Genomic DNA, 15,481 nt, shown 5'->3' with positions numbered 1-15,481 from the left:
TCCGGACATGAAAAAGCCCCGCTGAAATACTGGACTGCACCCCAAAAGTTGGACACTCAACTGAGTAAGGTGCAGTTTTTTATGGCAAAGCCAAAATATTCCCCTGAAACAAAACTGGCTGTGGTTAATCATTATTTGTCCGGAAAAGACGGAGAAGAGCGTACAGCCGACCGTTTTGGTGTTGAAAGAACTTCCGTCCGTCGCTGGGTCAGGGCGTGGCAACTCCACGGTATGGAAGGGCTGTCAGGGAAAAATAAACATCATTCAGCTGAATTTAAACTCGTCGTCGTCCGGGCGGTTATCCGTGACCACCTGACGATGCGTGAAGCAGCTGCCCGGTTTAATCTCTCTGCAGAAACGCTTGTCCGACACTGGGTCTGCGTGTACAACGATGCCGGAGCGGAAGGACTGCTAAACATTCAACGCGGGCGGCCTGGAAAAATGACAAAACAAAAAATCCCCCCATCCCCTACAGATAAAGAACTGGAAAAACTCTCCCCCGAAGAACTCCGGGCTGAACTCCGTTACCTGCGGGCAGAGAATGCCTATCTAAAAAAGTTGAAGGCCTTGGTTCAGAGCGAAAAAAACGGCAGCAAGCCCTGATAATCAGTGAACTGAGGCATAAGCACGCTCTGCGAGACCTCCTGCGCGCGGCAGGCATGTCCCGCAGTACATGGTATTACAATATGAATGCCCTGAAGCAGGTGGACAGGCATGCCGGGCTGAAAGATAAAATCCGTGAGATATACGCCTGGCACAAAGGCCGTTATGGCTACCGCAGGATCACGCTTTCGCTGAGAAAGCAGGGTCTGCTGGTGAACCATAAAACCGTGCAGCGGCTGATGACAGAGCTGTCGCTCCGGTCTCTGATAAGGGCGAAGAAATACCGCTCATGGAAGGGGGAAACAGGCAAGGCAGCCCCCAATATCCTGAGCAGGAACTTCAGTGCATCAAAAGCCAATGAAAAATGGGTTACGGATGTTACAGAGTTCTCGCTGCAGGGTAAAAAGCTGTACCTGTCGCCGGTACTCGATCTTTTTAACCGGGAAATAATCTCCTACAGCCTGTCGGAAAGGCCGGTGATGGAGATGGTTAATACCATGCTGCGGGATGCGTTCTTAAAGCTCGGACCAGACGACGCCCCCTTGCTGCACACAGATCAGGGCTGGCAATATCGGATGGCAGGCTATCAGGCAAAGTTAAAGGCGCAGGGCATGACGCAAAGTATGTCCCGAAAAGGAAACTGTCTGGATAATGCCGTGATGGAAAACTTCTTCGGGACGCTGAAATCGGAGTGTTTTTACCTGAGTCAGTTCAGCAATATCAGCGAACTGAGGAAGGCGATAGAGGATTATATCCGTTACTACAACAACGAGCGGATAAGCCTGAAACTAAAAGGCCTGAGTCCGGTAGAGTACCGGGCCCAGGCTCTGAAGGCCGCTTAATATAAACTGTCCAGATTTATGGGGTCAGTCCAATACATCAGCGGGGCTTTTTTTATCACGTTATTTTGCAGCAGCAGGCATCAATGAGGGTTAATGCTTATTTATAAATTACCGCGGTACCGTGCAGGTTGTTTGGACCCGTTACAGAAGTAATGCGGAATGATTTCGCCCCCATGGCATCCGCTTTCTGCGCCAGTTCGTCCTGCAATGAACTCAGGTTAGTCCCTGCATTTGCAGAGATGGTGCCGACTTTTTGCTGACCGGCAGGCGTGGACTGAACTTCTACAGCCGCGAAGCTTGCGAATGACAGTGAACTCAGAACAGCAGCAGCGATGAGGGTTTTTACGTTTTTCATAATAGTGACCTTTTGCAGATGATTGGGCGTCGTAAGCATTTACTTAACGATCGATAGATAAATGATAGATGTGATCCAGGTCACACGTCAATCCATTTTTTATAACGATCGTTATATAAAAACAAAAGCACTTATCTTTCATACAACTAAGCTGAAAAACTTTTTCTCACGAATGCGCTGGAGCCTGTGCCGGTTTATTTTTATAATGGTTGCTCACTAAGCCCATTAAGGTACAACGGCATCATGACAACTGAATCGACAGGTTGTGTTAAAAAAAGCCGTGGCCGACCAAAAGTGTTCGACAGGGAAGCCGCGCTTGATAAGGCCATGACACTCTTCTGGCAGCACGGTTATGAAGCAACATCGCTTTCTGACCTTGTTGAAGCGACGGGTGCGAAAGCGCCAACGCTGTATGCGGAATTCACCAATAAAGAGGGTCTGTTCCGCGCGGTGCTGGACAGATACATCGCCCGCTTCGCGGCAAAACATGAAGCGCAGTTATTCTGCGAAGAGAAAAGCGTTGAAGCGGCACTGGAGGATTACTTCACCGCAGTGGCAACCTGTTTCACCAGCAAAGACACCCCCGCTGGCTGCTTTATGATTAATACCTCCGCGACGCTTGCCGCCGCGTCACGCGATATTGCGCATACGGTGAAATCACGTCACGCCATGCAGGAACAAACCCTGACGCAATTTCTTCGTCAACGGCAGGAACGCGGCGAGATCCCGGCGCACTGCGATGTGCAACATCTTGCCGAGTATCTGAGCTGCATTTTGCAGGGGATGTCCATCAGCGCCCGGGAAGGCGCCAGTTTCGACAAGCTGCAGCAAATCACCCACACTACCCTACGCCTGTGGCCTGAACTGCTGAAGACCTGATCGCTTTGTTGACCGGGAAACGTCATTTCCCGGTCCTTCCACACCATGATTCCCGCATAATAACTTATGTTATCACTGAGTTAGGTTCACTTTTTTGTAAAAAAAACATTGATAATAACAATTATTATCAGCAATATTCGCATTTGATTTTGTATCTGTTTCACAATGTAACAGCCGGCTACAACCGGTGAAAACCTTCACCTGCACAGATATTTTCAGAAAGGAATGCGAATGAATAAGCGTCTTTGGGTTCTCAACCCTGTCCTGTTAGCCCTGACTCTGCCCGCTGCGGCGGCGCAAACAGAAGAAGAAAACCTCATCGTCAGCGCTAACCGTAGCCAGAAAACCGTCGCCGAGATGGCACAGACCACCTGGGTCATTGAAGGCCAGGAGATTGAGCAACAGGTTCAGGGCGGCAAAGAGTTCAAAGACGTGCTGGCGCAACTGATTCCGGGCATCGATGTCAGCAGCCAGGGACGTACCAACTACGGAATGAACATGCGTGGTCGTGCGATTGTCGTGCTGATCGACGGCGTACGCCTGAATTCTTCACGTACCGACAGTCGTCAGCTGGATTCTATCGATCCCTTTAACATCGCCCACATTGAGGTCATTTCAGGCGCAACCTCGCTATATGGCGGCGGCAGTACCGGCGGCTTAATCAACGTTGTGACCAAAAAAGGCCAGCCGGACCGCCAGGTTGACCTTGAACTGGGCAGCAAATCGGGTTTTAACAACAGCAACGATCACGACGAGCGCGTTGCCGCCGCGGTCAGCGGTGGAACGGATCGCGCGTCTGGTCGACTGTCCGTAGCCTATCAGCGCTTTGGCGGCTGGTACGACGGTAACGGTGATGCCCTGATGCTTGACAACACGCAAACCGGCCTGCAGCACTCCGATCGTCTGGACGTAATGGGGACCGGCACCCTCGATATCGATGACAACCGCCAGATACAGTTGGTCACCCAGTACTATAAGAGTCAGGGCGATGAAGATTACGGGTTATACCTGGGCGAAAACATGTCCGCCGTTACCGGTAGCGGCACCGCCAGCACACGCAGCGGACTGAGTTCAGACCGTATTCCGGGGACGGAGCGCCATCTGATCAGCCTGCAATACTCTGACGCTGACTTCTTCGGCCAGAATCTGGTCAGCCAAATCTATTACCGCGACGAGTCGCTAAAGTTCTACCCCTTCCCGACGCTCAGCAAAGGTCAAGTGACCAGCTTCTCGGCGTCGCAGCAGGATACCGACCAGTTCGGTGCCAAAATCACTCTCAACAGCCAGTTGATGGACAACTGGGAGCTGACGTGGGGCGTCGATGCGGATCATGAAACCTTCGACTCCAACCAGAAGTTCTTCGATCTGGCCTGGTCTGTGCCGTCAGGCGGGATGGACAATCGCACGGCCTACACGACCGGACGTTATCCCGGATACAGCATCACCAACTTCGCTCCGTTCCTGCAAAGCAGTTACGACATTAACGACATCTTCACTCTGAGCGGTGGTGTGCGCTATCAATGGACAGAAAACCGCGTTGATGATTTCGTGGGTTACGCGCAGCAACAGGGGATTGCCAACGGTTTAGCAAGTTCTGCCGATGTCATCCCTGGCGGCAAAACCGATTACGACAACTTCTTGTTCAATGCCGGGCTGTTGGCGCATCTCACCGAACGCCAGCAGACTTGGTTTAACTTCTCCCAGGGCGTTGAGCTACCGGATCCCGGGAAATACTACGGCAACGGCACTTACCAGTTGGTGGGCGATCATTACCAGCTCCAGCGCAGCGTGAACGTGGCAGATTCGCGTCTCGAAGGGATCAAGGTCAATTCGTATGAGCTGGGCTGGCGTTATACCGGCGATAATCTGCGTACCCAGCTGGCGGCGTACTATTCGACGTCCGATAAGTCGATTGTGATTAACCGTAGCGATATGACGATCCGCGTGGAACCTGACGATCGCCGGATTTACGGCGTGGAAGGCGCGGCGGATTACTTCATCCCTGACACTGACTGGAGTCTCGGTGCGAACTTTAACGTCCTGAAATCTGAAGTGAAAAAGAACGGGAAATGGGAAAAATGGGACGTAACGCTTGCGTCGCCGTCCAAAGCCACCGCCTGGGTCGGCTGGGCGCCCGAGCCGTGGTCGCTGCGGGTTCAGACCCAACAGTCGTTTGATCTCACCGATGCCAGCGGCAACAAGCTGGATGGCTATAACACCGTGGACTTTATTGGCAGCTATCAACTCCCGCTGGGCAAACTGACCTTCAGCATTGAAAACCTGCTGGATGAAGATTACACCACCCTGTGGGGACAGCGCGCGCCATTGCTGTACAGCCCAACCTATGGCAGTCCATCGCTGTACGAATATAAGGGCCGGGGTCGCACCTTTGGTCTGAACTACGCCTTAACTTTCTGATAAAAAAAGCCCCTCAGCCTGAGCGAATGAGGGGCTAACTTACAGAGTACCGCTTTTTTACGCGTTGTTATTCAGAATCAGCTGGCCGTTATTATCCAGCGGGATCTGTGTGCCGGGATCTTTATCCATGCGAATCTTGCCCTGCTGGTCGCCAATCTTATAGGTGACATCGTAACCGAGCATTTTTTCCGACTTGTCATAGACGGTTTTGCAGCGCTGCTGCGTGGACGTATAGGTGTCGTTTTCCTGCATCGAGCCCTGGATCTGGTTACCGGCGTAACCGCCCCCCAACGCCCCGACCACCGTTGCCACATCCTTACCTCGTCCGCCGCCGAACTGATGACCAATCACGCCACCGGCAACCGCGCCCAGCACTGAACCGGTAATGCGGTTCTCATCCTGGACAGGCTTGCGATGCGTCACCGTCACGTTGCGACACTCCTGCCGCGGCGTCTTAATCGTCTCTTTGATAGGTGTTGCAGAAACCACCTGAGCATACTGTGGGCCACGATCAAACACGTTAAGACTGGCAACCGCCGCCACACCCAGCGCAGCAGCTACGCCAATCCCTATACCCGCCAACATCGATTTATTCACGGGAGATCCTCCTTCTTTGCTATTGGTTACAATTTTGCAACCAATGCAATAAGAAGCCCATCAGACTGCGGATGAAAATATCGTTGGTCGTCGTTAAAACAGGATGATTCAGAGAACTCTGAAGGAAGAGGCAGAACGGAGAAGGCACTCAGCACCGCCCACGGGCGATGCTGAGTCAGGCGGGATTAATGCAGTTTCAGACGCGGGCGGATCACACGGTTAATGCTGCCCACCAGCATCATCAGACCGGTTTTAAAATAGCCGTGCAGTGCGATCTGGTGCATACGGTACAGTGAGATGTAGACGAAACGAGCAATACGCCCTTCCACCATCATCGACCCTTTGGTCAGATTGCCCATCAGACTGCCGACGGTCGAGAAGTTGGAGAGCGACACCAGCGAGCCGTGGTCTTTGTACTGATATGCTTTCAGCGGCTTACCGTTCATCTGCGCCAGAATATTGTTCATCGCACAGGTCGCCATCTGATGCGCAGCCTGAGCACGTGGCGGCACAAAGCCCCCTTCCGGACGCGCACAGGAAGCACAGTCTCCAATCGCGTAAACATCAGGATCGCGGGTGGTTTGCAGCGTCGGTTCGACCACCAGTTGGTTAATCCGGTTGGTCTCCAGACCGCCAATCTCTTTCATAAAGTCCGGCGCTTTGATGCCCGCCGCCCAGACCATCAGATCGGCTTCAATATATTCACCGTCTTTAGTGTGCAGGCCGCCCGCATCCGCGCTGGTCACCATCGTCTGGGTCAGTACGCGAACGCCGAGTTTCGTTAATTCGTTATGCGCCGCCGAAGAAATACGCGGTGGCAGTGCTGGCAGAATACGTTCACCGGCTTCCACCAGCGTCACGTTCAGCGCGTCGTTGGTCAGTCCTTTGTAGCCGTAGCTGTGCAGCTGTTTCACTGCGTTATGCAGTTCCGCCGACAGTTCTACGCCCGTCGCGCCGCCACCGACAATCGCAATATTCACCTTACCGTTCGCGCCCAGATTGGCGGAATACTTCAGGAACAGGTTCAGCATTTCCTGGTGGAAACGACGCGCCTGATGCGGGTTATCAAGGAAGATACAGTGTTCTTTCACGCCCGGCGTGTTGAAGTCGTTGGAGGTGCTACCCAGCGCCATCACCAGCGTGTCATAGGCAATTTTGCGTTCAGGCACCAGCAGCTCACCTTTCTCATCGCGCAGTTCTGCGATAGTGATGGTTTTCGCTTCGCGATCGATGTTCATCACCGAGCCCAACTGGAACTGGAAGCCATGGTTACGGGCATGCGCCAGATAGCTCAGCGCGTCCACGCCTTCATCCAGCGAACCGGTCGCCACTTCGTGCAGCAAGGGTTTCCACAGGTGGCTGTGGTTTCTGTCAACCAGCGTAATTTTCGCTTTTTTCTTGCGACCCAGCTTGTGTCCCAACTGCGTCGCCATTTCCAGCCCGCCAGCTCCCCCGCCGACAATCACGATCTTTTTCAATGGTGTAGTCAACGTGACCCCCTTAAAATGATTAACCAATTGTTAATTAAACGTTATAAACATAGCCTTTAATTAACAACAAGTTACGACAATGAAAATGTCCTTCGAGAGTGAGAATAACACATGCGGTGCATTGGTCATACCAAAATTGATGTGTATCAAGTTTTGCTGCTGAAAAGATAGACAACGCCAGAAAAACAGGCAAAAAAAACCAGCCCGAAGGCTGGCTTGATTCGACAATTCTGACAGACAAGGGGTCAACCCAGGGTCTTAAACGCTTTGATGCGCTGCAAGTGCGGCGAAATATTCTTAAACTTATGTGTCTGCTCTTCGTCCCACACGATCTCATAGAAATGGTGGAGCTCTTCTGAAGACCGTTGGCTGTTCAGGGCTTCGTCATGACGCGAGAGAATAACCAGGCAACGATCGCGATTCTTCTCGCGGAAGTTGGTCACGCACTTAGTGGCGATATCGGCATACTCTTCCGGACGATCGATCTTGCCTTCCATGTTCTCATACGGGAACAGGTTCGGATTAAACACCACCTGGCGAACATCGCAGAGAAAACCAATGCGTTCTGCCCAGTAGCCGCCGAGGCCAACGCCGCAAATCAACGGTCGCTCATCAACATTAAGCTGCAACATTTTGTCCACTTCTTTCAGCAGATGCTGCATGTCATGTTTCGGATGACGCGTGCTGTAGCTTATCAGTCTGACGTCCGGGTCGATAAACTGCAGCTGCAAGACTTTTTCGTGGTTTCCCGGACTGTTAGAGTCGAAACCGTGTAAATAGATAATCATCGCATCCTCACCAAACGTGCGTTAATGACCTGCTTTCTCTTCCTGCCAGCGTTCATGTAACTGGTTGAGCTGCGCGCTGACGGTTTTCCAGCGTGCCGAGTCCATCAGTTCCTGACGCGAAAATGAACCTTTATGATACAAACGTGTAACACGCTCTGCATTGATCGGCGACAGATTATCTAACACACTGACCGCCCCTTTACGATTATTGCAGACCAGAATCATATCACAACCCGCATCCAGCGATGCCTGCCCACGCTCAGCATAGCTGCCCATGATCGCGGCCCCTTCCATCGACAGATCATCAGAGAAAATGACGCCGTCAAAACCTAACTCCTGACGCAGAACTGTTTTCAGCCAGTGCGGAGAGCCGCTCGCCGGACGCGGATCAACGTCGCTGTAAATGACGTGCGCCGGCATGATAGCGTCCAGCTTGTTTTCGGTAATCAGCGTGCGGAACACGGACATATCTTTCGCCCGAATTTCCGCTTCCGGACGCGGATCGGTCGGCGTCTCTTTATGCGAATCGGCGGTTACCGCGCCATGACCGGGGAAATGTTTGCCGGTGGTTTTCATTCCTGCCGCGTGCATACCGTCAATAAAACGGGTCGCCATCGCCAGCGCTTTGATCGGGTCAGCATGATAGGAACGTTCGCCAATCGCGGCGCTGATATGCCCGACATCCAGTACCGGCGCAAAGCTGATATCAATATCCATCGCGATCATTTCACTGGCCATCAGCCATCCGGCCTCTTCCGCCAGTTTACCGCCTGTTTCCAGCCCGTGCAGCGCCGCAAAAGACTGTGCGGCGGGCAGTCGGGTGAATCCTTCCCGGAAACGCTGTACGCGCCCACCTTCTTGATCGACGGCCACTACCAGATGGTTGCGCGACGCCGCACGGATCTGGCGCACCAGTTCACGTAACTGTTCCGGGTCGTGGTAATTGCGCGTAAACAGAATCAAACCGCCCACCAGCGGATGGGCCAGAATCTCACGCTCTTCCGCATCCAGCTCAAACCCTTCGACATTCAACATTACTGGACCCACACTGCTCTCCTTAATCCTTCGTTGCCAGCTGCCGCCAGGTTGCATCGGCCAGACTGATAAATTGTCGTTCGCCGGTCTGTTGCCAGCGGTATTCAAACCAACCGGCCTTCAGCATCAGTATCCACGGATACCAGCGTCTGACCTGTTGCCATAATTTGTGCCCGTCTATGCGTGCGCTAACGGCATACGCATCGACCAGTTGCCGGTGTTGCTCAACATCGTCCACCCACACCGCCGCCAGTTCAAGAGCGATATCACCGTCTCCGGCATATTCCCAGTCGATCAGCTGTAGCCCTGCCGGGCCATGAACGATGTTGGCGGCGTGGACATCCATATGCAGCGGCGCGAGGCGTAGCGGACGAGGCTCCCCTCGCTTGCGCAGACGTTTTAACTCTCTTAACCAGCGTGGTGTTCGCCGTGCCGGATCGCTTCCCTGCCAGTATTGTTCCAGCAGCGGTAGCAGACAGATACGCCAGCCAAAGCAGGGCTGCTGATGAAGATAATACAGTAAGCTCGCCAGTTCGTCGGCTCCCGGCAGTCCGGATTTTATCTCACCCGGAACATAGTCCACCGCCATCCAGCCGTTCAGGTAAAAACGCGGCTTCGGCGCAAGGCTTTCAGGCAGCCGCGATAAAGCATGATACTGGCGTAAAAAATGCGCTTGCGGCGCATCGGGATCGTGATGGCGGCGAAGAACCAGCCGCTGGGTTGGACTTTCAATAATCACACTCCCACCGCTAAGACCGCTCTGGCCTTCAGCGACGGGACGATAGTGCGGAAAGTAGCGCGACAACACCGCGTCGCGCTCTGGGATATTATTGCTGCTGAACGGCACCTTTACCTGACCAGATTATCTCGCCAGTTTGTACCAGCATTAGTTGCATTTGCAGTGATGGCGCGTTGACGTTACCCGAGGCGCTGGAATAAAGCACATAGTGCGCGCCAACGTTACGGGCAATACCAATCGCTTTGCTACGCGTTCCCAGACTGTCCTGCGGCGACAGCCCTAACTGCTGTTTTGCCATCGACAACTGTTGCGCAGAGACCAGGGTAAATTTGCCATTGTTCGCCAACGCATTGCGCAGCGTTTCAGTGGCTTCACCCGCGTTCAGCGAACCGTTAGTACGGTTATTCACGCTATCGACCAGCAGTACGCTCCCCGCCGTCACGCCGTCGGCCTGCAACATTTTGCCCACCATCGGCTGCATCGCGCTATTCCAGTCGTAATGACGTATGCGCGGCGCCGGTGCCGCAGTCTGATCTTCATGTTCAATAGGCCCCGGCTGCCCCGGGATCGTGGGCACCGAAGGCACCCCTGGAGCAGGTTCTTGCGGCTGTGCGGGCTGTTCCGGCGTGGGTTTCACCTCTTCAACCGGAGCAGGTTCACGTTGCACCACACAACCGGACAGGAACATCGCCAGCGCGGCTATCAATGCGTAGCGACTCATTTTTGTCTTCAAGATTCACCCCTTACAAATAAAGATAAAGTCTGACTTTGTGCGCCCCCAGATAATTGGCGCTGCCATACAGCGTGACCGACGAATGCGCCGGAATCGTCACGCTGCGCGGCGCTTCCAGAGGATGCATTTCTAACCCCCTGGCGTCATACCAGTAAAAGCGATAATGAACGGTAACGGGTTTTTGCCTTTCGTTATACAGCGTTGAGGATGCAGAGGGCTGAATATCAGACGTGGTCAATGTCGGCGCTTGCGCGGTGATACCCGCTGCCAGCAGCGTCGACTCCATCACCAGCGACTGTTCATCGCTTACCGGGATCTCAGGATGAGAACGGCACCCGGCAAGTAAGAGCAGACCCAGTGACAGCGCAATGCATCCTCTGGTCATCATGACAGGCCTTTGTGCGCGAGCATAGGACCGAGCGCGCGACCGCCCAGCAGATGCATATGGATGTGATACACCTCCTGACCGCCATGACGATTGGTATTCATGATCAGGCGGTAGCCATCTTCGGCAATGCCTTCCTGCTCGGCAATTTTTGCCGCCACGGTAATCATCCGTCCCAGCGCCTGCTCATGCTCTGCGCTGACGTCATTGACCGTCGGGATCAGAACGTTGGGAATGATCAGGATGTGTGTAGGCGCCTGAGGTGAAATATCCCGGAATGCCGTCACCAGGTCATCCTGGTAAACGATATCGGAAGGGATTTCACGACGAATAATCTTGCTGAATATAGTCTCTTCTGCCACGACGTTTTCCTTTTCTAAAAATTGCCATGCGTGATGTCATGCTACGCTGAGCCACATTGCGAGTATAGAGTATGATCGACTTAAACCTGCTCTTTCAACCTTAACCCACGATTTCTTAAGCAAAAAACCATCACAATGGCGCTCTTATAACCATTTATCCCCTCTCCTGTGCCAAAAAGTAATGAAACAAGATTTCAGAAAGCAAGTTACATCTGTTTACAGAGTAAATATGAATGCGTATATTTCGCATTTGCATTTTCATGCGTATTAAATGGTTAGAAAAATAAAAAGGGGCTCATCGCCACCTTACACGGCCTGAGCCAGAGTTCGTTCACTATTAAGGGCTTTCTGATGTCTTTCACAACACACAACAAGGATGAACAATGCCAGGCTGGCGCAACACCCTCGTTGCTGGCAGCCTGCATCGCGATGGCATTGATACCATCCATGAGTTTCGCGGCGACCACACCGGAAGAGACCGTCATTGTTGACGGTTCTGCGCCAGCAACCTTTGCGGACAACGACGAACAGGATTACAGCGTCAAATCCACCACCGCCGGAACCAAAATGATGATGACCCAACGCGATATTCCGCAGTCGGTCAGCATCGTCAGCGAACAACGTATGGAAGACCAGCAGTTGCAAACGCTGGGCGACGTGATGGACAGCACGCTGGGGATCAGCAAAAGCCAGGCGGATTCTGACCGCGTCAGTTACTTCTCCCGTGGTTTCCAGATTGATAACTATATGGTTGATGGTATTCCGACCTGGTTCGAATCCCGCTGGAACCTGGGTGACGCCCTCACCGATATGGCGCTCTATGAGCGCGTGGAAGTGGTACGCGGTGCAAACGGTCTGATGACCGGCACCGGCAACCCGTCAGCCTCCATCAATATGATCCGCAAACACGCCACCAGCCGCGAGTTCAAAGGTAACGTCTCGGCGGAATATGGCAGCTGGAATAAACAGCGCTACGTGATGGATCTGCAAAGCCCGCTCACCGATGACGGTAATGTACGCGGCCGCATAGTGGCGGGTTATCAGGACAACGACTCCTGGCTCGATCGCTATCACAACGAGAAAAACTTCTTCTCTGGCATCATTGATGCTGACCTGGGTGAAACCACCAGCCTGGCCGCCGGGTATGAGTACCAAAAAATCAGAGTGGATAGCCCAACCTGGGGTGGCCTGCCGCGCTGGAACACCGATGGCAGCAAAAACAGCTATGACCGCGCCCGTAGCACCGCGCCAGACTGGGCGTATAACGATAAAGAGATCAATAAAGTCTTTGTCACGTTCAAACAGCGTTTTGCCGACACCTGGCAGGCGACGATGAATGCCACTCACTCGGAAATCAAGTTCGACAGTAAAACGATGTATGTCGATGCGTATGTGAATAAGGCAGATGGCATGCTGGTCGGTCCTTACAGCAACTATGGACCGGGGTTCGATTACGTGGGCGGTACGGGCTGGAACAGCGGCAAACGTAAAGTCGATGCGCTGGATCTTTTTGCTGACGGCAGCTATGACCTGTTTGGTCGTCAGCATAACCTGATGTTCGGCGGCAGCTACAGCAAACAGAACAACCGCTATTACAGCTCCTGGGCTAACGTCTTCCCGGATGAGATCGGCAGTTTCAATAACTTCAATGGCAATTTCCCGGAAACCGACTGGGCACCGCAATCACTGGCCCAGGACGACACCACGCACATGAAGTCGTTGTACGCCGCAACGCGCGTTTCACTGGCTGATCCGCTGCACTTGATCCTCGGCGCACGCTATACCAACTGGCGTATTGATACCCTGAGCTACAGCATGGAAAAAAACCACACTACGCCCTATGCCGGTCTGGTTTATGACATCAATGATAACTGGTCTACTTACGCCAGTTATACCTCCATCTTCCAGCCTCAGAATAAACGCGATAGCGGCGGGAAATACCTTACGCCCATCACCGGTAACAACTATGAGGTTGGCCTCAAGTCTGACTGGATGAACAGCCGACTGACCACCACCCTCGCCGTGTTCCGCATTGAGCAGGATAACGTTGCCCAGTCGACCGGTTCACCGATTCCGGGTAGCAATGGCGAAATCGCCTATAAAACCGCGAACGGGACCGTCAGTAAAGGGGTTGAGTTCGAAGTTAACGGCGCGATTACCGATAACTGGCAGATGACCTTTGGCGCGACGCGTTACGTCGCAGAAGACAATGAAGGCAACGCCGTTAATCCGAATCTGCCACGTACCAGCGTCAAGCTTTTCACCCGCTACCGTCTGCCGGTGATACCTGATTTGACCGTCGGCGGTGGCGTGAACTGGCAGAACCGCGTCTACACCGATACCGCGACGCCCTACGGTATCTTCCGTGCTGAGCAAGGCAGTTACGCGCTGGTGGATTTGTTCACCCGCTATCAGGTAACCAAAAACTTCTCCGTGCAGGGTAACGTCAATAACCTGTTCGATAAAACCTACGATACCAACGTTGAAGGGTCGATTGTTTATGGTGAGCCACGCAATGTGAGCATCACCGCAAACTATCAGTTCTGATTGTAGCCCGTAAAAAAGGCAGCCATTCGGCTGCCTTAGTTCTCCCCAACTTCTTAGGTCTTAGCTGTTACGGATGTATTCATCCATCTCAGTTTTCAGGTTATCGGATTTCGTACCGAAAATTGCCTGAACACCGGAACCTGCGACCACCACACCTGCGGCACCCAGTTTCTTCAGGCCAGCCTGATCCACTTTCGCCACGTCAGCCACGCTGACACGCAGACGGGTAATGCACGCATCCAGGTTAGTGATGTTTTCTTTACCACCAAATGCCGCAATCAGCGCAGGAGCCATTTCACTGGTCGCGCCCGCTTTCGCGTCATCGGTATTATCTTCACGACCCGGAGTCTTCAGATCCAGCGCTTTGATCAGCACGCGGAAGATGGTGTAGTAAACAATCGCGTAGCCCGCACCGACAATCGGGAACAGCCACAGCTTGCTGCTGTTACCGGACAGCACGATAAAGTCGATCAGACCGTGTGAGAACGACGTACCGTCACGCATACCCAGCAGGATACAGATTGGGAACGCCAGACCCGCCAGAATCGCGTGGATAACGTACAGGATCGGCGCAACGAACATGAAGGAGAATTCGATCGGTTCGGTGATACCGGTCAGGAACGAAGTCAGCGCCGCGGAGATCATGATGCCGCCCACTTTGGCGCGGTTTTCTGGTTTCGCAGAGTGCCAGATAGCGATCGCAGCCGCCGGCAGACCATACATTTTGAACAGGAAGCCGCCAGACAACATGCCCGCCGTCGGGTCACCCGCCATGTAGCGAGGGATATCGCCGTGGAAAACCTGACCTGCCGCGTTGGTGTATTCGCCGATCTGCATCTGGAAAGGAACGTTCCAGATATGGTGCAGACCAAACGGTACCAGGCAGCGTTCAATGAAGCCGTAGATACCGAACGCCACAACCGGGTTCTGATACGCAGCCCACTGAGAGAATGTCTGGATTGCCGTACCGATTGGCGGCCAAATGAAGGACAGAACCACACCGGTAAAGATCGCCGCCAGACCAGAGATGATCGGCACGAAACGCTTACCAGCAAAGAAGCCCAGATACTCAGGCAGCTTGATACGGTAGAAGCGGTTAAACATGTATGCTGCAATCGCACCGGAGATAATCCCCCCGAGTACACCCGTATCCGCAAGGTGTTTTGCTGCGATTTCTTCAGCAGGTAAATGCAGAACCAGCGGCGCGACCACGGCCATGGTTTTCACCATGATGCCATAGGCGACAACCGAAGCCAGAGCCGAAACGCCATCGTTGTTGGTAAAGCCAAGCGCGACACCGATAGCGAAAATCAGCGGCATGTTTGCAAAAACAGAACCGCCGGCTTCTGCCATCACGTGCGATACAACGGCTGGCAGCCAGCTGAAGTTTGCGGACCCGACGCCCAGCAGGATACCTGCGATAGGCAATACGGATACCGGCAGCATCAGCGATTTACCGACCTTTTGCAGGTTAGCAAATGCATTCTTAAACATAATTGAGAGTGCTCCTGAGTATTTGTGCTTTCTACGTTCACACGCATTGGCGAGGGGGGAGAACCCCGCCGTGGACAGGGCATCTAAGTGCCCTTTATTTATTACACAGAGTAAAATAAATCGGCGAAATATAGTTTGACGGCTATCACGTTTCAACTCTGGACAGCGCGTTAAGTTGCACATTTTGACAAAAAAGGTATCAGAATGTGTCAGT

14 protein-coding genes are annotated in these 15,481 nt (G+C 53.1%); 4 read left to right on the top strand and 10 right to left on the bottom strand.

Annotation, left to right across the window (positions count from 1 at the left end; translation table 11 throughout):
- Nucleotides 1-81 precede the first annotated feature (81 nt).
- Nucleotides 82-1,445 (top strand): IS3 family transposase gene (locus KI228_RS09300; RefSeq protein ID WP_099433379.1). Its coding sequence is split into 2 segments (ribosomal slippage): nucleotides 82-550 and nucleotides 550-1,445, totalling 1,365 coding nucleotides; the frame shifts between segments, so codons are not numbered across the junction.
- A gap of 97 nt (nucleotides 1,446-1,542) precedes the next feature.
- On the opposite strand, the gene bhsA is transcribed toward KI228_RS09300, so the two are convergent.
- Nucleotides 1,543-1,800 carry a multiple stress resistance protein BhsA gene (bhsA, locus tag KI228_RS09295; RefSeq protein WP_043001950.1) on the bottom strand — a complete coding sequence of 86 codons (258 nt, stop codon included), beginning with the start codon at nucleotides 1,798-1,800 and terminating at the stop codon, nucleotides 1,543-1,545.
- Between the two features lie 243 nt (nucleotides 1,801-2,043).
- Between bhsA and comR the strand changes: the two genes are divergently transcribed.
- Nucleotides 2,044-2,679: a TetR family copper-responsive transcriptional repressor ComR gene (gene comR / locus KI228_RS09290; protein WP_044257979.1), complete on the top strand. Its 636-nt coding sequence runs from the start codon at nucleotides 2,044-2,046 to the stop codon at nucleotides 2,677-2,679.
- A gap of 231 nt (nucleotides 2,680-2,910) precedes the next feature.
- Nucleotides 2,911-5,097 carry a TonB-dependent siderophore receptor gene (locus tag KI228_RS09285; protein WP_044257981.1) on the top strand — a complete coding sequence of 729 codons (2,187 nt, stop codon included), beginning with the start codon at nucleotides 2,911-2,913 and terminating at the stop codon, nucleotides 5,095-5,097.
- Nucleotides 5,098-5,154: 57 nt separating this feature from the next.
- Here the strand turns inward: KI228_RS09285 and KI228_RS09280 are convergent, their stop codons facing one another.
- From KI228_RS09280 to hinT, 8 genes are all read right to left on the bottom strand, one after another.
- Nucleotides 5,155-5,694: a glycine zipper 2TM domain-containing protein gene (locus KI228_RS09280; protein WP_043000968.1), complete on the bottom strand. Its 540-nt coding sequence runs from the start codon at nucleotides 5,692-5,694 to the stop codon at nucleotides 5,155-5,157.
- A gap of 185 nt (nucleotides 5,695-5,879) precedes the next feature.
- A complete protein-coding gene (gene ndh, locus KI228_RS09275; RefSeq protein WP_044267520.1) occupies nucleotides 5,880-7,184 on the bottom strand; it encodes an NADH-quinone dehydrogenase in 1,305 nt (434 codons plus the stop codon).
- Between the two features lie 245 nt (nucleotides 7,185-7,429).
- The gene (gene ycfP / locus KI228_RS09270; protein WP_043000970.1) at nucleotides 7,430-7,972 is read right to left on the bottom strand and encodes an alpha/beta hydrolase YcfP; all 543 of its coding nucleotides are present in this window, start codon (nucleotides 7,970-7,972) and stop codon (nucleotides 7,430-7,432) included.
- A gap of 21 nt (nucleotides 7,973-7,993) precedes the next feature.
- Nucleotides 7,994-9,019 carry a beta-N-acetylhexosaminidase gene (gene nagZ / locus KI228_RS09265; RefSeq protein WP_043000971.1) on the bottom strand — a complete coding sequence of 342 codons (1,026 nt, stop codon included), beginning with the start codon at nucleotides 9,017-9,019 and terminating at the stop codon, nucleotides 7,994-7,996.
- 10 nt (nucleotides 9,020-9,029) lie between these two features.
- On the bottom strand, nucleotides 9,030-9,854 hold the full coding sequence (gene thiK, locus KI228_RS09260) for a thiamine kinase (protein WP_061070234.1): 825 nt from the start codon (nucleotides 9,852-9,854) through the stop codon (nucleotides 9,030-9,032).
- A complete protein-coding gene (gene lpoB, locus KI228_RS09255) occupies nucleotides 9,835-10,467 on the bottom strand; it encodes a penicillin-binding protein activator LpoB (protein WP_043000973.1) in 633 nt (210 codons plus the stop codon). The genes thiK and lpoB overlap by 20 nt, the downstream gene beginning before the upstream one ends.
- 22 nt (nucleotides 10,468-10,489) lie before the next feature.
- Nucleotides 10,490-10,864: a YcfL family putative periplasmic lipoprotein gene (locus tag KI228_RS09250; RefSeq protein WP_043000974.1), complete on the bottom strand. Its 375-nt coding sequence runs from the start codon at nucleotides 10,862-10,864 to the stop codon at nucleotides 10,490-10,492.
- Nucleotides 10,864-11,226 carry a purine nucleoside phosphoramidase gene (gene hinT / locus KI228_RS09245; protein ID WP_043000975.1) on the bottom strand — a complete coding sequence of 121 codons (363 nt, stop codon included), beginning with the start codon at nucleotides 11,224-11,226 and terminating at the stop codon, nucleotides 10,864-10,866. Before hinT ends, KI228_RS09250 begins: the two co-directional genes overlap by 1 nt.
- A gap of 351 nt (nucleotides 11,227-11,577) precedes the next feature.
- On the opposite strand from hinT, the gene fhuE reads away from it, so the two are divergent.
- A complete protein-coding gene (fhuE, locus tag KI228_RS09240; protein ID WP_061070235.1) occupies nucleotides 11,578-13,773 on the top strand; it encodes a ferric-rhodotorulic acid/ferric-coprogen receptor FhuE in 2,196 nt (731 codons plus the stop codon).
- A gap of 60 nt (nucleotides 13,774-13,833) precedes the next feature.
- On the opposite strand, the gene ptsG is transcribed toward fhuE, so the two are convergent.
- Nucleotides 13,834-15,267, bottom strand: a complete 1,434-nt coding sequence (ptsG, locus tag KI228_RS09235; protein WP_042319612.1) for a PTS glucose transporter subunit IIBC — start codon at nucleotides 15,265-15,267, stop codon at nucleotides 13,834-13,836.
- Nucleotides 15,268-15,481 lie beyond the last annotated feature (214 nt).

Source organism: Citrobacter amalonaticus, from assembly GCF_018323885.1.
GTDB classification, from domain to species: domain Bacteria; phylum Pseudomonadota; class Gammaproteobacteria; order Enterobacterales; family Enterobacteriaceae; genus Citrobacter_A; species Citrobacter_A amalonaticus.
The sequence above is the reverse complement of the archived record's forward strand: the minus strand, read 5'-3'. Positions and strand labels throughout refer to the sequence as shown.